The 22,049-nt window shown below is 40.6% G+C and carries 19 protein-coding genes and 1 riboswitch; of the genes, 3 read left to right on the forward strand and 16 right to left on the reverse strand.

The window, feature by feature from the left end; genetic code table 11:
• Positions 1-79 precede the first annotated feature (79 nt).
• The 6 genes from E0E32_RS05365 to E0E32_RS05390 form a co-directional block, all read right to left on the reverse strand.
• On the reverse strand, positions 80-2,326 hold the full coding sequence (locus E0E32_RS05365; protein ID WP_130859215.1) for a glycoside hydrolase family 3 C-terminal domain-containing protein: 2,247 nt from the start codon (positions 2,324-2,326) through the stop codon (positions 80-82).
• 324 nt (positions 2,327-2,650) lie between these two features.
• Positions 2,651-3,472, reverse strand: a complete 822-nt coding sequence (locus E0E32_RS05370; protein ID WP_066187847.1) for a carbohydrate ABC transporter permease — start codon at positions 3,470-3,472, stop codon at positions 2,651-2,653.
• Between the two features lie 14 nt (positions 3,473-3,486).
• Positions 3,487-4,800 carry a carbohydrate ABC transporter permease gene (locus tag E0E32_RS05375; RefSeq protein ID WP_207302269.1) on the reverse strand — a complete coding sequence of 438 codons (1,314 nt, stop codon included), beginning with the start codon at positions 4,798-4,800 and terminating at the stop codon, positions 3,487-3,489.
• Positions 4,801-4,906: 106 nt separating this feature from the next.
• Positions 4,907-6,238: an ABC transporter substrate-binding protein gene (locus tag E0E32_RS05380; protein WP_066187852.1), complete on the reverse strand. Its 1,332-nt coding sequence runs from the start codon at positions 6,236-6,238 to the stop codon at positions 4,907-4,909.
• A 174-nt stretch (positions 6,239-6,412) separates the two neighbouring features.
• The gene (locus E0E32_RS05385; RefSeq protein WP_066187855.1) at positions 6,413-7,747 is read right to left on the reverse strand and encodes an ABC transporter substrate-binding protein; all 1,335 of its coding nucleotides are present in this window, start codon (positions 7,745-7,747) and stop codon (positions 6,413-6,415) included.
• A gap of 163 nt (positions 7,748-7,910) precedes the next feature.
• Positions 7,911-8,894 carry a LacI family DNA-binding transcriptional regulator gene (locus E0E32_RS05390; RefSeq protein ID WP_130859216.1) on the reverse strand — a complete coding sequence of 328 codons (984 nt, stop codon included), beginning with the start codon at positions 8,892-8,894 and terminating at the stop codon, positions 7,911-7,913.
• Positions 8,895-9,261: 367 nt separating this feature from the next.
• Positions 9,262-9,363: riboswitch (SAM riboswitch) on the forward strand.
• 74 nt (positions 9,364-9,437) lie between these two features.
• On the opposite strand from E0E32_RS05390, the gene E0E32_RS05395 reads away from it, so the two are divergent.
• Positions 9,438-10,202, forward strand: a complete 765-nt coding sequence (locus tag E0E32_RS05395; protein WP_066187858.1) for an SDR family NAD(P)-dependent oxidoreductase — start codon at positions 9,438-9,440, stop codon at positions 10,200-10,202.
• 20 nt (positions 10,203-10,222) lie between these two features.
• Positions 10,223-11,524, forward strand: a complete 1,302-nt coding sequence (locus tag E0E32_RS05400) for a Na+/H+ antiporter NhaC family protein (RefSeq protein WP_066187859.1) — start codon at positions 10,223-10,225, stop codon at positions 11,522-11,524.
• Between the two features lie 466 nt (positions 11,525-11,990).
• Here the strand turns inward: E0E32_RS05400 and E0E32_RS22085 are convergent, their stop codons facing one another.
• Complete coding sequence (locus E0E32_RS22085; protein ID WP_165444965.1) at positions 11,991-12,314, reverse strand: hypothetical protein; 324 nt, start codon at positions 12,312-12,314, stop codon at positions 11,991-11,993.
• A 122-nt stretch (positions 12,315-12,436) separates the two neighbouring features.
• Between E0E32_RS22085 and E0E32_RS05405 the strand changes: the two genes are divergently transcribed.
• Positions 12,437-13,399 (forward strand): D-2-hydroxyacid dehydrogenase, encoded by a 963-nt coding sequence (locus E0E32_RS05405; RefSeq protein WP_130859217.1) that lies wholly within the window; start codon positions 12,437-12,439, stop codon positions 13,397-13,399.
• A gap of 180 nt (positions 13,400-13,579) precedes the next feature.
• Here E0E32_RS05405 and E0E32_RS05410 read toward each other — a convergent pair whose 3' ends face one another.
• The 9 genes from E0E32_RS05410 to E0E32_RS05450 all read right to left on the reverse strand — a co-directional run bounded on the left by E0E32_RS05410 (position 13,580) and on the right by E0E32_RS05450 (position 22,046).
• A complete protein-coding gene (locus E0E32_RS05410; RefSeq protein ID WP_066187864.1) occupies positions 13,580-13,891 on the reverse strand; it encodes a hypothetical protein in 312 nt (103 codons plus the stop codon).
• On the reverse strand, positions 13,888-14,094 hold the full coding sequence (locus E0E32_RS05415; RefSeq protein WP_066187865.1) for a helix-turn-helix transcriptional regulator: 207 nt from the start codon (positions 14,092-14,094) through the stop codon (positions 13,888-13,890). Before E0E32_RS05415 ends, E0E32_RS05410 begins: the two co-directional genes overlap by 4 nt.
• A gap of 148 nt (positions 14,095-14,242) precedes the next feature.
• A complete protein-coding gene (locus E0E32_RS05420; RefSeq protein ID WP_130859218.1) occupies positions 14,243-15,595 on the reverse strand; it encodes a M17 family metallopeptidase in 1,353 nt (450 codons plus the stop codon).
• A gap of 13 nt (positions 15,596-15,608) precedes the next feature.
• Positions 15,609-16,574: an ABC transporter ATP-binding protein gene (locus E0E32_RS05425; RefSeq protein WP_066187869.1), complete on the reverse strand. Its 966-nt coding sequence runs from the start codon at positions 16,572-16,574 to the stop codon at positions 15,609-15,611.
• Entirely contained in the window at positions 16,546-17,553 is a 1,008-nt protein-coding gene (locus E0E32_RS05430; RefSeq protein ID WP_066187872.1) for an ABC transporter ATP-binding protein, read from the reverse strand. Before E0E32_RS05430 ends, E0E32_RS05425 begins: the two co-directional genes overlap by 29 nt.
• A gap of 15 nt (positions 17,554-17,568) precedes the next feature.
• A complete protein-coding gene (locus E0E32_RS05435) occupies positions 17,569-18,492 on the reverse strand; it encodes an ABC transporter permease (RefSeq protein ID WP_078059925.1) in 924 nt (307 codons plus the stop codon).
• Positions 18,492-19,415: a nickel ABC transporter permease gene (gene nikB / locus E0E32_RS05440; protein WP_130859219.1), complete on the reverse strand. Its 924-nt coding sequence runs from the start codon at positions 19,413-19,415 to the stop codon at positions 18,492-18,494. Before nikB ends, E0E32_RS05435 begins: the two co-directional genes overlap by 1 nt.
• Positions 19,416-19,466: 51 nt before the next feature.
• A complete protein-coding gene (locus E0E32_RS05445) occupies positions 19,467-21,041 on the reverse strand; it encodes a glutathione ABC transporter substrate-binding protein (RefSeq protein WP_130859220.1) in 1,575 nt (524 codons plus the stop codon).
• A gap of 12 nt (positions 21,042-21,053) precedes the next feature.
• On the reverse strand, positions 21,054-22,046 hold the full coding sequence (locus tag E0E32_RS05450) for an asparaginase (RefSeq protein WP_130859221.1): 993 nt from the start codon (positions 22,044-22,046) through the stop codon (positions 21,054-21,056).
• Positions 22,047-22,049: the final 3 nt, after the last annotated feature.

The following is a 22,049-nucleotide window of genomic DNA, read 5'->3' on the forward strand; positions in this document are numbered from 1 at the left end:
CAGATGAGGCGTTCGGGGGCTTTGTTTTGGGTCACTGCAAGTCAGTTACAAGGACTGCGCTTAGCAATGAATGACCTATCTATAGCTTATTCAATTCATTGATCATTTCCGCTAGTTTCTCATGAGTAAAGGCCCCGCCACCAAAATTAACCAAAGCGCGTAATGGCATATTCTGAACCATTGCCTCCATCATCTCATTGTCATCATCACTGCCGGCAAAAGGACTGTTTTCTACTAATAATTGCTTGGCGACAGGGGCTAACCTTGGCTGGGCAAATAGATCACCCATTAGTGTATTCGGATGCACAACAAATGGCCGCTCAACCGTGCTCGTAACATGAATACGATCGGAAAGCACCATTTCTTGCGATGACCTGCCGATGAACAATTGAAAATCACCTGTTTCCACATGCCAATCGGCTAACTCCACATCGTAATAAGCAAAAGCTCGTTTATCCAACATAAACGTCACGGTTGTTTCTTCATTAGGCTCGAGACATACCTTTTCAAACCCTTTTAATTCCTTTTCCGGTCGTTGCACGAAACTTTCTTCATCTTTTACATATAACTGAACCACTTCCTTCCCCGCTAACGCACCTGTATTTTTCACCTTGACCGATACTTGTAATGATTCTTGATCGGTGATCTCCTTCACATCTACCTGAAGATCTCGATAGGAAAAATTCGTGTAGCTTAAACCATAACCAAAAGGAAATAACGGCTCTACTTCTTTGGTATCATAATAACGATAACCAACGAAAATGCCTTCTCGATACTCCACTCTATCTCCTTCACCTGGAAAATTAAGAAATGACGGATTATCACTCAATTTTGCTGGAAAAGTTTCTGCCAATCGACCACTTGGATTGGTTTTACCAAATAAGACATCAGCAATCGCACCACCTGATGCTTGTCCACCTAAATATCCTTCCACCACAGCCTTCACACGATCCAGCCAAGGCATCTCGATCGGTGCACCATTACTCAACACAATCACGGTATTGGGTTGTACTTCTGCAACGGCTTCAATCAGCAAACGGTGATTCTCTGGAATCTGCAGGTGCTTTCGGTCATAGCCTTCTGATTCATAACGATCTGGAAGTCCCACAAACAAGATAGCTACTTCTGCTTCTTGTGCTTGCTGCTGTGCCTTGATTACTTCTTCTTCATCTACTCGATCCGTTGCTAATGGATAACCTGCTGTATAGGTGATATCGGAGGTGTATGCTTGCAGTTCGTCGATCGCCCTATCTACCTGAGTTGGATTGATATGGGAACTTCCGCCCCCTTGGATACGTGGTTCTTCAGCGAAATTACCGATAACAGCTACCTTCGTATTTCCCACTAAAGGTAAGATACTTCCTTCATTTTTCAATAAAATTGCCGCCTCGGCAGCTACCTGTCGTGCTAATTGATGATGCCGTTCCTTATCATAACTGGCACTTTCTTTTCGATTGCTGACCGCTTGATCTAGTATATGCAACATACGCTCAAGTGCCATATCCAATGTTTGTTCTGCCAATCTGCCCTCTTGAACGGCTGTTACTATTTGGCGATCATTCACTCCATTATTGGCAGGCATTTCTAAATCCAGACCTGCTTCCAATGCCTGTACCCGTTCATTGACTGCTCCCCAATCGGAAACAACATATCCTTGATAACCCCACTCTTCACGCAATATATCGGTTAACAACCGCTTGTTTTCTCCTGCGTATTCGCCATTCACTTTGTTATAAGCACACATTACCGTCCACGGCTCAGCTTCTTTTACCGCTCGTTCAAAACTGGCTAGATAGATTTCTCGTAGTGTTCGTTCATCAACGATAGCATCCACAGACATCCGACGATGCTCTTGGTTATTGACGGCAAAATGCTTGAGCGAAGTGCCCACACCTTGACTTTGCACACCTTTAATGTGGAACGTTGCCATCGCAGAAGAAAGATACGGATCTTCTGAAAAATATTCAAAATTCCGTCCGCATAATGGGGATCTTTTAATATTCGCACCAGGTCCTAATAACACTGCCACATCTTCTGCTTGTGCCTCTTTTCCAAGCGCCTCTCCTACTTGATAGATTAGCTCTTTATCCCACGTACTAGCGAGCCCTGCAGCAGAGGGGAAACAAGTAGCAGGCACACTATTATGTAATCCCAAATGATCGGATCCTTGCGCTTGTTTCCGCAAACCATGAGGTCCATCCGTGACCATCACAGATGGAATTCCCAAACGTTCAATTTCCTGCAAATGCCAAAAGTCAAACCCTGAACAAAGGCTTGCCTTCTCCTCTAACGTCATTTCGTTGATCTTATCTATATAATTTTGCATTTGATCCACCTCTCTTATTATTATTTATTATCTAAAAATGGTAACCTTAAACCTATTTTACTAGATTGTCTCGGAATAATCATAGCGAAGATTCGCTGCTGTGAGATGGAATGAAGCAAGGACTGCACTTGCTATTACCAGAGAAAAAATCAGTAGTGACTCTCCAGTGGCATTCTTACGGATTGGAGAACGCACTTCCCGTTCCTCAGTCCGCACAATTCATAGAAAACAACGACCATCCACCTCTAAAAACACTGTCCATCATCACACAAAAAGTACGACAGAAAGCTTATAAAAACCTACTGCCGCACTTTTTTTATCAAATTATTCTTTTACTGAACCTGATGTTAAACCAGATACAATTCGTTTCTGGAACATTAATACTAAGATGACAATTGGAATGGTTACAATAACCGTTGCTGCGGAAATGTCTCCCCACGGTACCGAGTATTCACTTTGATACATGGAAATCCCAACTGGAATCGTTCTCCAATTATCATCACTATTGATAGTTAAGGCAAATAGATACTCATTCCAAGCCGCGATAAATACCAGAATCGCCGTTGTGAAAATACCTGGTGTTGCCAATGGAAAAATGATTTTGCGAAACGTTTGAAACGGGCTTGCCCCATCCAGTTTTGCCGATTCTTCCAATTCGAACGGAATCTTCTGAAAGAAAGTGGATAAAATCCAAATCGATAACGGTAAACTGATCGTTAAATATGGGATAATCAAACCGATATAACTGTTACGAAGTCCCAAATCCGTCACCAAATTAAAGATTGGTGAAATAATCGCAACTTGCGGAAACATAGAGGCAGCTAATACAACCCCTAAAAAGATTCCCTTTCCTTTAATCGGCAATCTAGTCACCGCATACGCAGCAAATGCAGCAAAACACACTGCCAAAAGCGTGGTTAAACTGGATACAACAAAACTGTTTAACATGTAGCGTAATAACGGCCGATTGGTTAACGCCGCCTGATAAGAATCTAACGTCGGATTGCTTGTAAACCATTTAAATGATGTGAATATTTCGCCAACTGGTTTTATCGACGTTAAGAATACCCAGATAAAAGGGAACATTACCAGAAATACAAATATGACAAGGAATATATAAAATCCTATACCTGCACGTTTATTCATATGCTTTCTCCTCCTTATTTCGTACGTCCTGCGAATAGATCTGAACCGATTAAGCGGACATAAATAAAGCTAATTAATGCTACAGACAAGAACACAATAACCGATAATACGGAACCTTCACCAAAGTTTTGTTGGGAGAACAAGGTAACATATGCGTATATCGAAATGGATTCGGTAGCATTTGCTGGTCCACCACCAGTCAGTACGTAGATAAGGTCGAACACACGGAAGGCATCTAATGTTCTAAACAACAACGCAACCAAAATAGATGATTTTAATAAAGGTAACGTAATCTTAAAAAATTGTTGCAGTTTATTCGCACCATCTACATCACTTGCTTCATATAGTGACTTCGGAATCGTCTGTAAACCTGCTAACAAGAGCAGCGCCATATATGGAGTGGTTTTCCACACATCGGCAAAGATGATCGAGAACATTCCACCACTTGAAGTCGATAACAGCCAGGACGTATTTGGTATCAAATTGAGCTGTTCAAAGTAATGGGCAACGATACCTGTTTGTCCATCATAGAGAAAGCCCCACATCATGGCTGCAACCGCCGTTGGAATCGCCCAAGGTATAAGTACAGACGCCCTGACAATTCCTCGACCTGTAAAGGCACGATTGATTAACAAAGCAATTCCCAAGCCTAAGACAAGCTCAAACCCAACGGAAACAACCGTAAATAGTACTGTGTTCCAGAGAGATTGCCACATTCGTGCATCCTTGAAATACTTAATGTAATTCGACACACCAATAAAGTTGGACTCTAAAATATCGCCACTAGTAGCCGATATCAAAGAACTCGCCTGTTCTAAACTTTGCGCCGATTCTTCATCACTTGCATTTTCTGACATCGCTTGCAAGTCTTCCGAAATACCTTCTAAAGCGGTTCGGTAATCGGTGGCAAAATCACTATCGATCTCAGCATATTTCAAATCCTGGTCTGAAATCGGTTCGTAATTCATTAATTTCTCATCAATTTCTTCCATTTTAGTATTGATTTCGTCATCTGAAGCTAATTCTCCGTGATAACTTTCAATGGTTTCTCTCGCCTCTTGGATCGTCGCCAAAGCCTCACCATCTACACTACCTTCCAGATCACTCAGTTGACCATCAATATAAAAATAATTATCCACATAACTCTCTAAATCCATGTTGGCATCCAGCATACGTTGTGATCTGCTGGGATCATTCAATCGATAATCGAATAAACTATTATAAAAGGACTGAGCAACAGGCCATAAGGTAACGAGCACCACCAAAATAATTGATGGTAATATCATCATATAACCTAGCTGCTTTTCGTTCAGCTGAAAATTTTTCACGTTTCTTTCCCTCCCTTTCTGCTAAGTACACCATCCAATGTATACTTAAAAGAAAAAGCAAGATGAGACCGAACGTACTCATCTTGCTCGTCTCCGGTATCAAGCGTTATTCTGCCATAGCGTCTTCTATTTTTGTCTGCATATTCTGTGCTGCTTGCTCGGCTGTTTGTTCGCCTGTTAACACGAGAGAAACTTCAATCTGAATAATATCAGAAATCTCTGGATAAATTGGTGATACCGGACGTGGTACAGCTTGACTTAGCCCTTCCACGAACTCAGGGTTTTGGAATAATGGAGCCGCCTCTTGTACTTCTGGATCATCATACAGTGATTCAATCGTTGGTGCATGGTTACCGACGATAGCACCTGTTTTCTGACCTGGTTCACCAGCTAAATATTTTACTAATTCCCAAGACTCTTCTGGATGTTCTGTATAACGATTAATCATGGCCATCCAACCACCTAAAGCGGAAGCGCTTCCTTCATCTCCCGCAGGAAGAGGTGCAATATCTACATTATCAACTACTTCCGAACGCTCTTCATCACTAGAAGAAGATTGCATATATGGCCAGTTACGAGCAAATACGGAATCACCAGCAATCCAAGCATTCTCTGTTTCGATTTCTTGGAAGTTAAGAATATTTCCTGGAACAAAATCGGATTGAACAATCTCTGCTAATTTCTCTAAGCCCTTCACAGTCTCTGGACTATCTACTACTACCTCATCATTTTCATCAAGTACAGCTCCACCATACGAAGCAATGATTTCGACGAAATTCGTTACTAAACCTTCATATTGATTGGCTTGTGTGATATAACCAAATTCTGTTCCACCTTCTCCTTGTAACTCACCAGCTTGTTCAATTAATTCATCCCAAGTCGTTGGTGGTGTATCGGTTACATCTGTACGATAGTAAAGGAAGGAAGCGTCAATGAATAACGGTAACGCCCATTGTTTCCCATCAAAATTACCTGCTTGTATCGGACCATCAAAGTGAGCGTCTAAGTCATAGCCGTCTGCTTCAATAAAACGATCTAATTCTAACGCATAGTTTGCTTGAGCAAATTCTGCTGGCCAAATTGAATCGCCATTAAACACGTCTATCTCCGAACTTTGTGAGCTAAACATCGTTACATATTGATCATGTTGTTGCCCTGTGTCTGATGGCATTTCGCGATAATCAACCGTGATGTTTGGGTTTAATTCCTCAAATTCTTCAATTTGAGCTTCTACTTTACCTGTTGTATCCACCCCTGTTGCATAAACGATGGTTACTTCTTCCCCTTCTTCAGCATCTCCACCTTCTTCTGAACCGCTTTCATTTTCATCAGAACCGGCATTGTCTGATTCCGAACCGCTGTCTCCGCCACACGCAACAACGAATACAGCAAACAATACTAATAAACCTAATAAAAGCAACCTTTTCATCTGTATCATAACAGACCCTCCTATAACTTGTTATAATGCAATCGATTGTCTTGTTTTTGTAATCGATTACATTTATTATATCAAACTTCCTTTATAAGTCAAACATTTTTTGAAATTTGTCTGTAATGAACCGTTTTTGCAGAAAAATGGAGGCACATAGGTAGCCCTCTGCCTCCATCTATCTTACTCCATCATAGCTTCTTCAATTTTCGACTGCATATTCTCTGCTGCTTCCTCGGCTGTCTGTTCATCTGTAAAAACCCGTGAAACTTCAATTTGAATAATTTCAGAGATTTCTGGATAGATCGGTGATACCGGGCGAGGTACAGCTGTTCTTAGTCCCTCAATAAAACTTGGATTTGAAAACAATGGGCCAGCCTCTTGAACCTCTGGATCATCATATATTGATTCCACAGTCGGTGCCCTCGCCCCTTCGACAGCGCCAATTTTTTGACCTTCTGCACTACTTAAAAATTTAACTAACTCCCATGATTCCTCTGGATGCTCAGAATAACGATTAATCATCGCCATCCATCCACCTAACGCAGAGGCAGTACCTTCATCACCAGCAGGAATTGGTGCAATTTCTACATTACCTGCCACATCAGAACGTTCCTCATCATTAGAAGAGGATTGCATATATGTCCAGTTACGGGCAAACACCGAATCGCCAGCAATCCAAGCATTTTCCGTTTCGATTTCTTTAAAATTCAATATATTCCCAGGAACAAAATCCGATTGGACAATCTCCGCTAATTTTTCAATACCTTTGATTGTCTCCGGACTATTGACCACGACATTGTTATTTTCATCGATCACATTACCACCATAAGAAGCAATTATTTCAACAAAATTGGTGACAAGACCTTCATATTGTGAACCCTGCATTAAATAACCAAATTCTGTACCTCCTTCTCCTTGCAGCTGCTCCGATTGTTCTATTAATTCATCCCAGGTCTCTGGCGGTGTATCGGTGATATCCGTTCGGTAATAAAGGAAAGAGGCATTGACATACACCGGCAATGACCATTGTTTACCATCATAATTCCCCGCTTGAATCGGACCATTAAAATGAGCCTCCAAATCTATGCCATCAGCTTCAATAAAACGATCTAGCTCCATCGCATAATTGGCTTGGGCAAATTCTGCCGACCAAATGACATCACCATTGAACACATCCACTTCATCACTTTGTGAACTAAACATGGTGACATATTGATCATGCTGTTGTCCCGTATCGGCAGGCATTTCGCGATACTCCACGTTAATGTGAGGGTGCTCCTCCTCAAATACCTCAATCTGTCTTTGGGTAGCACCTGTCGTATCCACACCGGTTGCATAAACGATGGTAACTTCCTCTTCATTTTCTTCTGAAGCGCCTTCATTTTCTGCAGCATTATTTCCTTCATCATCGCCACTTGCGCCATTTTCCGAACCACTGTCTCCGCTACAAGCAGCAATAAATAGTGCTAACAAAATAAGTAAAACGGATAACAAGCCTTTTTTAGTTGATAACATCGTTACACACCCCTTTTGTTTAGATAATCGCCACCATTTGTAAACGATTTCATTAAAATTATAACAAAAACACGCAGTACCTTCACCCATTTCCTAAAAAATAAATTTAATTAATGAAGTCGGTTTGGAAGGAACGGATGATGTGAGCTACTGTCACTCTCTGTCATGTGGACTCACGTATAATCAACTCATGTTCTAAAATAATATCTTCCACTTGTTTTCCTTGAATCTTCTTGATTAACATATCTACGGAGGCACACCCCATTTTGTACATTGGCTGTGAAACAGTTGTCAATGTTGGATATGTCATGTTGGTAAAATCAATCTTATCAAATCCTGCAATCGCTACCTCATCCGGCACACTAATCTCTTGCATATTTAATTCTTTTAAAGCACCAATCGCCAAAATATCGGATACGGCAAACACAGAAGAAAACGCTTTCTCTCTATTCAATAGAGAACGCATCGCTTGTTGCCCAGCTTCAAAGGTCACACTATCTGCGTAGTAGAACCAATCTTCCTCAACTGTTATGTGAAATTCTTCTAATGCACGAATAAATCCTTTTTTTCGATCCCTTGCATATAAGTAATGCTCTCCAACATTTACAAATGCAATACGCTGATGCCCTTGCTTCAATAAAAATTTTGTCATTTGATAAGCCGCTAATTCACTATCGATGGTGACATAAGACAGGCTTTGTTCCTTATCATATTCACTGCATTGCACAATCGGAAATTGCTCTGCCAAACTAGAAATGGTCTGACGATTAATCAGCGGATCCATAGTAATGGCCCCAGCCGCCTGCTGGTTTTTCAACAAATTGAAATAAACATCTTCTCGCTCTGAAGTGGTGTGCGTTTGACATACTAATATATGATAACCATAATTTAAAGCGGTTTCTTCAATTCCCTCAACTATTCTCAAATAGAAAGGATTCGATATCTTTGGCAATAAAACTAACAACATGCGACTTTCCGAATTTCGCAAATTTCTCCCTAAGATACTGGGTGAATAATCTAACACCTTCATCGCCTTATTCACTTTCTCTCGGGTTTTTTCTGCTACGGATGATGGTTTATTTAGTACTCGGGACACCGTAGCCACGGATACTCCTGCCTTCTTGGCTACATCTTGAATCGTTGGCATTTTGTTACCTCCTTTCATTTTTTTCTGAATTTTGTTTGCTTTATTGCCTTTCTATTAACAATGTAATCCATTACATTGTGTTTACTATTATAATATAAAATATAATAAAAGCAATGGGGTGTGTCGTATAACAGGAGAATTGCACTATATAAGTGGAATGAAGTAATTTCTCCTGGATCAACCTAGATATTATTAGGCAATAAAGCGAGCAAAGACTTGCTTATCACACGTTTTGTCACATTTATACCTTCAACTTATATAGAAAGGTTTCAGTGCAAACTTTTGTTCAAGAGGCTCTATTAGCAAAACAAAACACTTGATTTTACCTAGCAAAAACGTTATATTTAGAAACATCATTAATAGACAATTCTTATCTAGAGAGGTGGAGGGACTGGCCCTTGGAAGCCTCGGCAACAGCTCCATGGAGTAATGTGCCAATTCCAGTAGCGATTATGCTAACAGATAAGAGGAGCAGTGAATAAACACTTAAGGGCCTCTTCTTATGCAGAAAAGGCCCTTTTCTAATGCAAGGGAGGATTTTTTATGTTCACGATAGACCTTACAGATAAAGTGGCCGTTGTCACAGGCGGAGCAAATGGAATTGGAAAAGCCATCGTCGACGCCCTGCGTCATTCTCATGCAAAGGTGGCCGTTGTCGATCTACACCCCAGCGGCAGAAATACAGAAAGAGACTTATTTTATATCCAAGCAGATGTCTCCAATAAAGAGAATGTAGAAAAAATGATGGAACAGGTCATCAACCGTTTTGGTAAAGTAGATATTCTTGTTAATAATGCTGGCATCTCAACGATGGATTATCTGGTCGATATCAAAGAAGAAGATTGGGACAAAACGATGGACGTCAATGCAAAAGGAGTCCAGTTATGCAGTCAGGTCATTGCCCAGCAAATGAAAAAACAAGGAACCAGCGGCAAAATGATACATATCGCCTCACAAGCAGGTAAGAACGGCTATCGCTTAATGGGCTCTTACGTTGCTTCCAAACATGCCGTAATTGGCTTGACAAAGGTGATGGCCTTAGAACTTGCTCAGGATCAAATCAACGTAAATGCTGTCTGTCCCGGGATCATTGAAACCAGCATGAAACACCGGGAACGTGTCCTTGGTGGAAAGCTTCGAGGATTAGATGAGGAAGCAATTCGTCAAGAAGACGCTTCACAAGTACCACTCGGACGAACCGGAACTCCCGAAGATGTCGCTTATGTCGTGATGTTTCTTGCCTCCCCATTTTCCGATTATATGACAGGGCAGGCACTCAACATTACAGGCGGCATGACGATGAATTAACAGCACAGGAGGTCATTCAAATGACACAGCAAGCAAAAGGGAACGCATATGCACTATTACCGTTACTTATCTTTATCATGTTATTTATTGGGACAGGTATCGTTACTAGAGACTTTTCCAGTATGCCGATTAATGTCGCGATCATCATTGCTTCAGCGGTAGCACTGGCCATGAACCGCAAGGAAAAATTAAGCAAGAAAATAGAAGTATTTACAAAAGGAGCCGGACACGAGAACATTGTCTTAATGGTCATTATCTTCGTGCTTGCCGGAGCATTCTCAGAAGTGGCAAGCGGCATGGGAGCCGTTGATGCCACAGTAAATCTTGGATTATCTTTACTGCCAGCTAACCTATTAATGATTGGTTTGTTCATCATCGGTTGTTTTATCTCCGTTACGATGGGAACTTCGATGGGAACCGTTGTGGCGCTTGTACCAATTGGTATCGGAATTGCCGAACAGACCGATATTCCGATGGCACTAGCAATGGCTACCGTTCTGGGCGGGGCGATGTTTGGTGATAACCTGTCGATGATCTCAGACACAACCATTGCTGCTTCGCGAACACAAAATTCGGCTATGAGCGACAAATTTAAAACCAATTTTTTTATTGTATTGCCTGGTGCAATCGTCACCGCCGTTATTTTATGGGTAATTACTTCTGGAAGTCATGTCAATAACCTGGAGGATTACTCGTATAATTTTGTTAAAGTGCTTCCTTATCTCACCGTATTGATTGTTGCTATACTCGGTGTCAATGTATTGATTGTCCTGATAGGCGGAATTATTTTTGCCGGGGTGATTGGCTTAATTGACGGCTCCTATACGGGAACAACCCTGATCCAAGCCGCTTCGCAGGGAATCATCAATATGGAAGACATTGCGATCGTTGCCTTATTAATCGGCGGAATGATTGGAATTATTCAACACAATGGCGGGATTACCTTCCTGCTGAATTTCGTTTCCAACAGAATACATTCCAAAAAAGGAGCCGAGTTCGGCATTGCCAGCCTGGTAAGTGTTGCCGATATTAGCACAGCCAATAACACGATTTCGATTATTATGACCGGACCACTTGCCAAAAATATTGCACAAGAATATCGCATTCAGCCAAGAAGGGCAGCCAGTTTACTGGATATATTCGCCGCCTGCTGGCAGGGAATTGTACCATATGGAGGCCAAATGCTTGCCATCGCCAGCCTGGCCTCTATCTCACCCTTACAGGTGATTCCTTATTCTTTTTATCCTATATTGCTTGGGGTATGCGGTATCGTAGCGATATTAACAGGATTTCCGCGAAGTTCGACTAGAAACAAAGCTTAATCACAAAAGAGGTAACAACATGCCACACACCACTGTAGCTGTTGTTACCTCTTTTTTCACTTTACTTTACCTGTTTATCACGAATATATGATACATGTTAAACGACTTGCTGATGCCACCACGAATCAGCAGGCTCATTTAACTATTCGCTTCTGTGTTTCATCTGCTTAAAATTCCTGCCTCCCATGTTAACAGAGGAGATTCTATCCCCACGAACTACATCATCGGCGCTTTTTAAGCTTTTGTAGCAAACAGCTGGAAGTCCATCTTATGGAGAGCCAGAGATATTAGAGGCCGAATTTAAAGCAAATCATCGTTCATAAAATTCATCCTTTTTCCTTCAAGAAACTATTTTTCTATAACGACAATCATATAATGAAAATGGCCAATTGTCAACAGCTAAATAGGAGAAATCTTCATTCTGTTTAGCTGTTTTATTCGCACCCTTTCATTATGCCTCTGGCTTTCATCGACTAGAAGTGTTCTTACGGACAAAGTTTAGTAATTTGTCTATTAGATTCATTCTTACGGACATAATTTTGCGATCCGGCGATTTTTTGTCTGTTAGATTCATTCTCACGGACATAGTTTTGCGATTCGGCGATTTTTTGTCTGTTAGATTCATTCTTACGGACATAGTTTTGCGATCCCGCGATTTTTTGTCTGTTAGATTCATTCTTACGGACAAAGTTTTGCAATCCGGCGGTTTTTTGTCTGTTAGATTCATTCTTACGGACATAGTTTTGCGATTCGGCGATTTTTTGTCTGTTAGATTCATTCTTACGGACATAATTCCAAGTTTTTTTCTGTTAGAAGGGGTTCTTCATAATCAAAAGTCATCTTGCTACAGCATTCCATCCAAAAGATGATAAAATGAAGACAAACCAGTAATGAAATGAGAGGGGATATCCTATGACCAGCAAAACATTAGTTGTCAATACTGATTTATCGCACCACCTTTTATCCGCAATCCGGTCAGCGGCACCTGATTGGAAGGTTGTCGCAAGTAAAGACAGCAAGAGTATCCAGGAAGATCTGGAACAGGCAGAAATCGTATTGCATTGGAAAAGCGCGGCAGCAAATACGCTCCTTCAAAATAATAACCAACTTAAATGGGTGCAAGCATGGAGTGCCGGTGTCGATAGTTTGCCACTTTCCGGATTGCAGCAAAAAGATGTCATGCTTACAAGCGCTAATGGCGTTCATGCCTTTCCTATCTCGGAGACCATCTTTGCAATGATACTGGGATTGACGAGAAAAATTCATACATATGTGCGTCAACAACAAGAGAAAAACTGGCATAACGGCGGACTTGAATTAGAAATTCATCAAAAAACAATCGGTATTATCGGAACAGGTGCAATCGGACAGGAAACCGCCAAAATCGCCAAGGCGTTTGGCATGAAAACATTAGGAGTCAGACACTCCGGCAAGCTGGTCAACGATTTTGACGGCATGTATCAAACGGAGCAATTGGAACAGGTTCTCAGCCAATCAGACTTTGTCGTGATTACACTTCCACTTACCAAGGAAACTACCCATCTGTTTGGCAAGGAGCAATTTCGACAAATGAAGGATACGGCTTTTTTGATTAATATCGGCAGAGGGGAAATCGTAGATGAAGAGGCATTAATTCAGGCACTCCGAAATAAGGAACTAGCTGGTGCAGGAATGGACGTCTTTGAAACGGAACCCTTACCGGCTGACAATCCACTTTGGGAGATGGATAATGTGATCGTCACTCCACACACAGCAGGAGCCACTGAACATTACACCGAACGTGTAGTAAAAGAAATATTCATTCCTAACTTGCGGTATTACCTTCTTAATGGCATACCTCAAAAAAATGTGGTGGATTACAAAAAGGGATACTAAATGATCATCTGTTTTCCCTAACGAATTTATGATGATAGGCGGGGTCAGCTTATCTGTTGTAACCTGCTACATGGTTTCCAATAAAAAGTTGCTGGACACATAAGTACCCAGCAACTTTTATATTCGATTTAAAATATAAAACCTAAGTTTTGCAACAAACGTAGTAAAACCTCCGTTAGCCTAGAAATAATAATCAATAATGAAAATGATAGCAAGAAATAGGAGAGCAATAATAATTGTCCATAAGATTGTTTTCGTTGGTATTTTTATTTTATCTTCCTTTGTTTTCGTTTGTGCATTTAGAAAGACCTTTGACCACAAAAAGACAAGATTCCCAAGGATGAGAATGATAAATGCCAGACCAAATTCATTAGCGGCAATGATATCATAGATCACCCATATAGCTAGTGCTACAGTATAAACCATAAATCCATTCCTTGAAGATTTCAAATGATGACTGTATTCCATTTCGTCCGGTTTACTTAATTTCATTTGACGTCCTCCTCCACAAAAACAAATAAATGATCTACTGTCGTATGAAGATTCTTTGATAATTTAAACGCCAGACTAAGAGTGGGATCATACTTATTATTCTCAATAGCGTTAATCGTTTGCCTTGTAACGCCACATCGATCGGCAAGTTCTTCTTGAGATATTTTCATTTCTTTTCTTATCGTTCGTATCGAATTTTTCATAAAATAGGTTCACCCTTAAAGTAAAAAACTTTTTACATATCCATGATAAAATGCCATCAATTTATTGTCAAATACATTTTACTAATGATTGCTTCCATTTATAAAAAAGACCACAGAATTCTATCATTCTGCAGTCCCATGTCATTCCCTATTCTCCCCAAAGCTCCTCACTGTTCCTCACTAGTTCATAAAGCAGTTTCGTTCCAAACCCAGAGGCACCTTTATTCCCGTCAGGAAAGAACTTGGAGGTGTTGGCCATATCAATATGAATCCAATTGGTCGCGGCTTCGACAAAGTGTTCAATGAATAAGGCAGCTGTAATAGAACCACCAAAAGGAGTGCTGCTCATATTGGAAATGTCCGCAACTTGACTGGCCAAATAACGCTTATAATCCTTTTCAAGTGGAAGCGGCCATACAAAATCTCCACTAATCTGGCCATATTGATACAACTTGGTTACAATCTTTAGATCATTACTATAAATACCAGCCATCTTTAACCCTAGTGCCTGACCCACATTCCCAGTCAAGGTAGCAATATCAACAATTTGCCGAATTCCTTGACGCTGCGCATATAAAATGGCATCCGCAAGAATCAGCCTCCCTTCTGCATCAGTATTACCTACTTCCACACTTGGTCCGTCTTTATATTGAATTACATCTGATGGCAGATAAGCATTCGCACCGCTAACATTGGTAACCAGTGGTAAAATAGCTTGAACATGACACGGCACCTGACTATCGGCCAATAATTTCATCGCTCCAGTCACTGCCGCCGCGCCGCCTAAGTCCATTTTCATTTCTGCTATAGCACTACCTGTTTTTACATTTACTCCACCAGAGTCAAAGGTGACGCCCTTACCTACTAATGCCATGGCATCCTGTTCCGCATTTTTCAAGGTGAGAATGGCAACACAAGGTTGATACACACTTCCCTTACCTACCGTCTCCACGGCATAAAATCCTGCTTGTCCCAATTCTTGTTGTGAAACAATGTTCACTTCGACATTTGTATCAGCAAACAATTTTTTTAGGTAATCAGCATAGCTTTCCGGATAAAGCATATTGGCTGGTTCATTACAAATATCACGTGCCACATGAACCGCGTTGGCAATCCGCTTCGCCTCGGAAGCATGCTCCTTGTACTGGTCCGGTAACTCCATTACGACCGTTTCTTGGCGTCTGTCAGAAAGATAGCGATCAAAGTGGTAATCCGCTTTATAAAAACCTTCTAGAAAAGGGGTAACATTCATTTTTTCACTGTTCTCCTGATCTAATTGAAGTAGCTCGACTTGCTGTTTTTCACAAAATGCATAACAAGACTCACCAAGCCCTACCCAATCTTGATTAGATATCTCGTGTGAAGACGTAATACGGACAAATAGTTCATCGATGGCTTCATGGTAACAATGAAATAATGTACCAAACTCGTCAGTATCACGTTTCTGAAGTTTATTTGGTAATTCTTGTTTGTTTTGATAAAATATTAATTTGGCTTTCATGTCATCCTCCTATTTAATATAGATGACAAGCAACCTTATGCCCATCTTCTATACTTGTATTTTGTGGTACTTTTTCTTTGCATATGTCCATTGCAAACGGACAACGCGTATGGAATTTACAACCTTTAGGCGGATTCGAAGCACTTGGGATTTCTCCTTTAATCGTAATCCTCTCTTTTTTTGATTCTCCTAATTGTGGTACAGAAGAAAGCAACGACTGCGTATATGGGTGCTTCGGATTTTTGAATAATTGTTCTTTGGTTGCTACCTCCACTAGATTCCCTAAGTACATAACCCCTATTCGATCACTGATATGTTCTACTACACTTAAGTCATGTGAAATAAATAAATATGTTAACTGGAATTCCTCCTGGAGATCGACTAACAAATTAAGCACCTGTGATTGAATCGACACATCCAAGGCAGATACGGCTTCATCAGCGATAATTAACTCCGGATTTAATATCAATGCCCGTGCAATACTAATACGTTGACGTTGGCCACCGCTAAACTCGTGGGGATATTTGTTCAAATGGTAAGGACTCAGTCCACAGATTTCTAATAACCTTTTGGCTTTTTCCTGTTTCTCGGCCTTAGGCATCTGTGGATAGTGCACATCTAATGGTTCCATAACAATATCCTTCACTTTCATTCTTGGGCTTAGAGAAGCAAATGGATCTTGAAAAATCATCTGCATGCGTTTACGATAGGATTTCCATTGTTTCTCTGACAATTCCGTCAGATCTTGCCCGTCAAAAATAATCTCCCCTTGATTGGCCTTGATTAAACCATTGATCAATCTTCCTGTGGTAGACTTTCCACAACCAGATTCACCTACCAGACCAAAAGTTTCCCCCTTATTAATCGAGAAGTCTAAGCCATCTACTGCACGGACAAATCCTGTTGGCTTGAACCACTTTTTTCCGATTGGGAATTGCTTGGTTAATTGTTTAATCTCTATAAGAGAGTTCTCGCTCATAAGCCTCCTCCTCTCCTGTTGACTCGAGCCAGCATCTTGATTTTCCATACTTAGATGGAAGAAGGTCTGGTTCCTTCTGTCGACAAATATCCATGGCATATTCACAACGCGGGGCAAATTTACAGCCTGTTGGCATATTGCGAGGGCTCGGTACTGTTCCAGCAATGGAGAATAGTTTTCGCTTATTTGCTCCTATTTTTGGAATTGATTGAATCAATCCTTTGGTATAAGGATGTCTTGCATCTTCAAACAGCCTGTCCACTGGCAGCTCTTCAACCACTCTACCAGCATACATAACGACCACTCGATCACAAATCTCGGAAACTACCCCTAAATCATGGGTGATAAACAGCACACCCATATCTGTTGATTGCTGAATATCTTTCAGTAATTGCAAAATTTGTGCTTGAATTGTTACATCAAGTGCGGTAGTCGGTTCATCCGCGATTAATAAAGAAGGATGGCAAGAGATTTGCATAGCAATCATCACCCGTTGTAACATTCCACCAGATAGTTCATGTGGGTATCCTTTCATAATATCTGCAGCACGCGGAATACCAACAGACTCTAACATCGATATCGCATGTTTATGCGCTTGATCCTTCGAATAATTCAAATGTAGCATAATAATCTCCCTCATTTGCTTACCCACCTTAACCACTGGGTTCAATGAGGTCATCGGCTCTTGAAATATCATGGATAATTCCTTTCCACGATACTTACGCATTGCAGACTCTTTCAAGGAAAGTAAGTCTACACCTTTATAATTCACATCACCGTCGATTATTTTCCCAGAAGTCCCTTGTAAGAGTTGCATAATAGACAAAGATGTCACACTCTTACCACTACCCGATTCTCCCACAAGCCCCACTATCTCACCTTTATTCACTTGCAAATCTATGCCATGCAGGATCTTTTGCACTTGTCCATCTTTACTAAACCCTGTCTGTAGATTAGATACCTTTAATAATTGTTCCATTTCGATACCTTCCTTCTAGTCTCTCGTTTTTGGATCCATTATATCTCTAAGTCCGTCTCCCAAAATATTAAAGGCAAGAACCGTTAAGAAAATCATCAATCCAGGAAAGAAAACAATATGAAATGAAGTTCCAATATAATCTCTCCCCATACTAAGCATCGCTCCCCAGTCAGGCGAAGATAATTCTGCACCCAATCCAAGGAAGCTTAAACTGGCGGCAGAAAGAATAGCAGTCCCTACTGTCATCGTAAAATATACGATAATAACAGGGATTGTTTCAGGGAAAATGTGCTTGAAAATCATTCTAATTTTACTAGACCCCATCGATTTCGCCGATTCTACAAATAACATTTCCTTTACCTCAAGCGTTGAACTTCTTACAATTCGTGCAAAAGAAGGCACACTAAAAAAGGCAATCGCAATAATCACATTTTGTAAACCAGGACCCAAGATAGCTACAATGCCAATCGCAAGAATTAAATCAGGAAAGGCAAATAAAATATCACAAAATCTCATAATCAGTTTATCTACCCATTTACCAAAGAAACCACTGGCTAGACCAAGCACAGTACCTACAACCGCACCTATTAAAACAGCTGAAACACTAACTGTCAACGCAATCCTCGTACCAGCAATAATCCTTGATAATACATCCCTGCCATACTCATCTGTACCAAATAAATGGGACCAAGATGGTGCACTTAATAGATTATTATAATCGGGCTCTGTATGATCAAAAGGTGTAATATACGGACCTATCACCACCAATATTAGGAGTATTAAAATGAAACATAACGAAAAAAGTGCAGGTTTCTTTTTCCTCAATAGCTTCCAAAACTCTTTATATCGATTTTCGCCCTGTTCTATCTTTCCTAAATCTTTTTCTTCTATTTCCACTTCATTATGTTGCAATGCCCTTACCTCCTTATTAGCAAGCATTATTCATATCGAATTTTCGGGTTAAACAAGCCATACAAAAGGTCTACAAGCAGATTCACCATAATGAATTGAACCGAAAAAAACAAAATAAGTGATTGTATCACTGGATAATCCCGGTAGTTAATAGAATCGATTAACAGCTGCCCCAGACCAGGAAAGCTAAAAACGGTTTCTACCACAACGGATCCTCCCAACAAAAAGCCAAACTGTAAACCTGCCACCGTAATAACAGGGATTAGTGAATTCTTCAAGGCATGGCCATAGATGATACTATCATTTTTTAAACCTTTTGATCTAGCTGTTCTGATATAATCCTGCTTCAATGTATTAACTAGCGAGGAGCGGGTAAACCTAGCTATCATCGCCATAATTCCAGCACCTAGCGCAAAAGAAGGAAGGATATAACTTTTCAAGCCATCATTAACGCCTCCTGTGGGTAACCACCCCAATTGAACCGAAAACAATTGAATACATACGAGACCCAACCAAAAATTTGGTAATGAGATTCCTGAAACGGCCGTCAGCATACCTAGACGATCAGGGAAACGATCTCTGAACACGGCAGAAATAATCCCTAAGGCTATCCCGATTACTAGCGCCCATAAAATACTTAACAAGGTTAATATTAATGTCGGTCCAAGCCTGTCCGAAATCAGATCGATTACTGGTATACCTGAGCGATAAGACTCTCCTAAATCCAATTGCAATAAAGAAGATAAATATGTAGTGTATTGGACAAGGATGGGATCATTTAAGCCTAATGCGTCTCGTGCATTTTCAATCTCTTCTATATTGGCATCCTGACCAGCCATCAGTCTAGCCGGATCACCGGGAATAAAGTGAATAAACATAAAAACAACAAAAGAAACCACTAACAATAAAGGGATCATCGTCAATAGTCGTTTTATGGTATATTGCAGCATGTTGAACACCTACCTATAAAGGAGTGAGGCCGTCTCCAGCCCCACAACAGATTAATTTACATTTGCATTTCTAATACTAACTGAACCATCTGGCAAAACATAAACACCTTCAAGTGAAGAAGTATGGCCTGAGAGAATCGTATCTGTCCCTAAATAAATCCAAGGTACTTCACTATAGATGGTTTCTTGAATGTCTGCATAGATATCTGCTTGAGCGTCAAGATCACTTTCCTGCACGGCCTCATCTATCCACTCAGATACTTGTTGATTATCATAGTATGCAGTATTAGCCCCGTTTGGTGGGAAAAATTCATTATGGAATAAGGAACGAGTTGCTCCATCTGCATCACCAGAAGAAGGAGACCAACTGACATACCACATTTGCAAGTCAGTATCCTCAGCTGTTTCTGGTGTATAGATCGCATCCGATAAGGTTGCTTCTTCCATGGAACGTATTTCTAAATCAATTCCTACTTGTTCTAACTGTTGTTGAACAAATTGCATTCCTGTACTGGTCTCAGAAGCAGTATTTCCCCAGATTTCAGCAGAAAAACCATCTGGATAGCCCGCATCAGCTAATAAATCTTTCGCTTTTTCGATATCTGTTTCAAACAGTTCTTGTTCTTGGTAAAATTGTGTTTGTGAAGACATCGTCGAGCTTAATGGTTCTCCATATCCGTCTTTGACTACCGCAAGAAATGCCTCTTGATCCACCGCAAGATTCATCGCTTCACGCACTTGTGGATCATTAAACGGTTCTTTTTGCGTATTAATAGATACATATCTAGCAATGGTAGAAGGTGTTTCTTCAATTACTAGGTCGCTATTATTTTTTAGTTCCTCCACATTATTATGTGGAACAGGATAAATAAAATCGGCTTCACCTGTCTGCAGCATTGCCACACGGGAACCATTTTCAGGTACAGGTTGGAAGGTTACTTGCTCAACATTAGAATCTGTTTCTCCCCAGTAATCTTCATATTTACTAACTACCATAGAACTGCCCTGATTCCATTCTTCAAATTGAAATGCTCCAGTTCCAACAGGATTCATAGGAAAATTATCTGGATCATCCTGAAAAGCTTTTGGACTTGCCATTAAGATCATTGCAAACTTATTTAACATTGGACTATATGGCTCTGATAAGGTAAATTGGATTTCATATTCACCTAAAACTTCTACATTCTCTACATAACGAACATTATTAGCTGCTCTTAAATCCTCATTCATAATCCGGTCAAAATTCGCCTTTACTGCTTCCGCATTAAATGGCTCTCCATCATGAAAGGTAACATCTTCACGCAGTTGAAAGGTAAATTCAGAAGATTCATCATTTACTTGATAATCTTCGGCTAGAACAGGTTCAAGTTCCATGTTCTCATCAAAACCTAACAAACCTTCATACATTGACCTTGTACCAAATATAGATACAGTATCTCCTACATCGTGCGGATCGAGTGAAATGAAATCCTGTTCGATCGCAATATTAATATTACTTGGATCAGAGCTGATATCGCCACTTTCTCCGTTACTTGACTCTGCATCATCTTCACTAGAACTACATGCTGCTAATCCTAATACAACAGTTAAAAGCAGCATTCCAAACATCCATTTTATCTTTTTCATAGTGTCCCCCTCTTATAAAGTTATTTTCGTCTCTCCTACCACTTCCCCAGCATCACTAAGTACTTGTGGGGAACGTAATTGATAAAGCCGATCGATCGTTTGCTTGTTTTGGTAATCAAGCTTTTCCAAAATTTTTGCGACAAGCAAAGGCCAAAGCAACTCGGTCCCACTCAATACCTTTAAGGCAATGCTGATTTTCTCCTCTTTCAAAGCCAAGCAGTAGACCCCTTGTGCTCCCCCTTTCGCGATAATGTTTTTATCTTGTAACAATGCAGTACAGATGAAATCATGTGACGCTATGATCTCTGGGTTCGCCTGCATGGTGAGAAGAATCTTTTCTAGGGTTTGCTCTTTCTGTTTATCTGCAACCAAGGCAGGATGCACAAATTTTAAATAGGATAAGGCCATGTTTTTTAACGGAACGCCATATACTGGAACACCACAGCCATCTTTACCGACGCTCATTTTTTCCTGTGGATATTCACTGAGTGTCTCAACTTCTGCCCTAATCGCAACTTGCAGTGGGTGGTCAAATTCCCCGTATCCTTCTAAAGGAAGCCCTTTTTCCTTTGCATAAGCCAAGAATCCCAGATGCTTCCCTGCACAGTTGTGCAGTAACCGACGCTTTTCATTCCCTTTACAAATGTAATCGATTTTTGGTTCTTCATTTAAAGGATAACTCGCTCCACAAATAAGTGCCTCTTCGCTAAGTCCTACTTTTTGGATCAGTGATTGCAAGCTTTTTTGATGGTAAGTCTCTCCTCGTTGTGAAGCACAAAAGAGAGCCATTTCGTCACTTGTTAATTGATACTTGTCGCCAATATCTAGCTCGAACGCTGGGATTGCCTGAATCGGCTTCATTGCCGAGCGATAGAAAATAGGGGTATGCTCGACCTCTCCTTTGGCATACATAACCTCTTTATTCTGATTTAAAATACAAATAGCACCTTCATGCTTATTCTCTAGCGTTCCTCCACGATATTCTTCTGCAATTATTGTACTCATTTC

The organism is Gracilibacillus phocaeensis, from assembly GCF_900626275.1.
Lineage (GTDB): Bacteria > Bacillota > Bacilli > Bacillales > Amphibacillaceae > Gracilibacillus > Gracilibacillus timonensis.

Coding starts and splice junctions, on each gene's coding strand:
- E0E32_RS05425 (WP_066187869.1), bottom strand. CDS start 16,574: ATGAGCGAGAACTCTCTTATAGAGATTAAACAATTAACCAAGCAATTC.
- E0E32_RS05410 (WP_066187864.1), bottom strand. CDS start 13,891: ATGAAATTAAGTAAACCGGACGAAATGGAATACAGTCATCATTTGAAA.
- E0E32_RS22085 (WP_165444965.1), bottom strand. CDS start 12,314: ATGTCCGTAAGAATGAATCTAACAGACAAAAAATCGCCGAATCGCAAA.
- E0E32_RS05400 (WP_066187859.1), top strand. CDS start 10,223: ATGACACAGCAAGCAAAAGGGAACGCATATGCACTATTACCGTTACTT.
- E0E32_RS05380 (WP_066187852.1), bottom strand. CDS start 6,238: ATGATACAGATGAAAAGGTTGCTTTTATTAGGTTTATTAGTATTGTTT.
- E0E32_RS05430 (WP_066187872.1), bottom strand. CDS start 17,553: ATGGAACAATTATTAAAGGTATCTAATCTACAGACAGGGTTTAGTAAA.
- E0E32_RS05395 (WP_066187858.1), top strand. CDS start 9,438: ATGTTCACGATAGACCTTACAGATAAAGTGGCCGTTGTCACAGGCGGA.
- E0E32_RS05435 (WP_078059925.1), bottom strand. CDS start 18,492: ATGCTTGCTAATAAGGAGGTAAGGGCATTGCAACATAATGAAGTGGAA.
- E0E32_RS05365 (WP_130859215.1), bottom strand. CDS start 2,326: ATGCAAAATTATATAGATAAGATCAACGAAATGACGTTAGAGGAGAAG.
- E0E32_RS05390 (WP_130859216.1), bottom strand. CDS start 8,894: ATGCCAACGATTCAAGATGTAGCCAAGAAGGCAGGAGTATCCGTGGCT.
- E0E32_RS05415 (WP_066187865.1), bottom strand. CDS start 14,094: ATGAAAAATTCGATACGAACGATAAGAAAAGAAATGAAAATATCTCAA.
- E0E32_RS05450 (WP_130859221.1), bottom strand. CDS start 22,046: ATGAGTACAATAATTGCAGAAGAATATCGTGGAGGAACGCTAGAGAAT.
- E0E32_RS05420 (WP_130859218.1), bottom strand. CDS start 15,595: ATGAAAGCCAAATTAATATTTTATCAAAACAAACAAGAATTACCAAAT.
- E0E32_RS05370 (WP_066187847.1), bottom strand. CDS start 3,472: ATGAATAAACGTGCAGGTATAGGATTTTATATATTCCTTGTCATATTT.
- E0E32_RS05385 (WP_066187855.1), bottom strand. CDS start 7,747: ATGTTATCAACTAAAAAAGGCTTGTTATCCGTTTTACTTATTTTGTTA.
- E0E32_RS05445 (WP_130859220.1), bottom strand. CDS start 21,041: ATGAAAAAGATAAAATGGATGTTTGGAATGCTGCTTTTAACTGTTGTA.
- nikB (WP_130859219.1), bottom strand. CDS start 19,415: ATGCTGCAATATACCATAAAACGACTATTGACGATGATCCCTTTATTG.
- E0E32_RS05405 (WP_130859217.1), top strand. CDS start 12,437: ATGACCAGCAAAACATTAGTTGTCAATACTGATTTATCGCACCACCTT.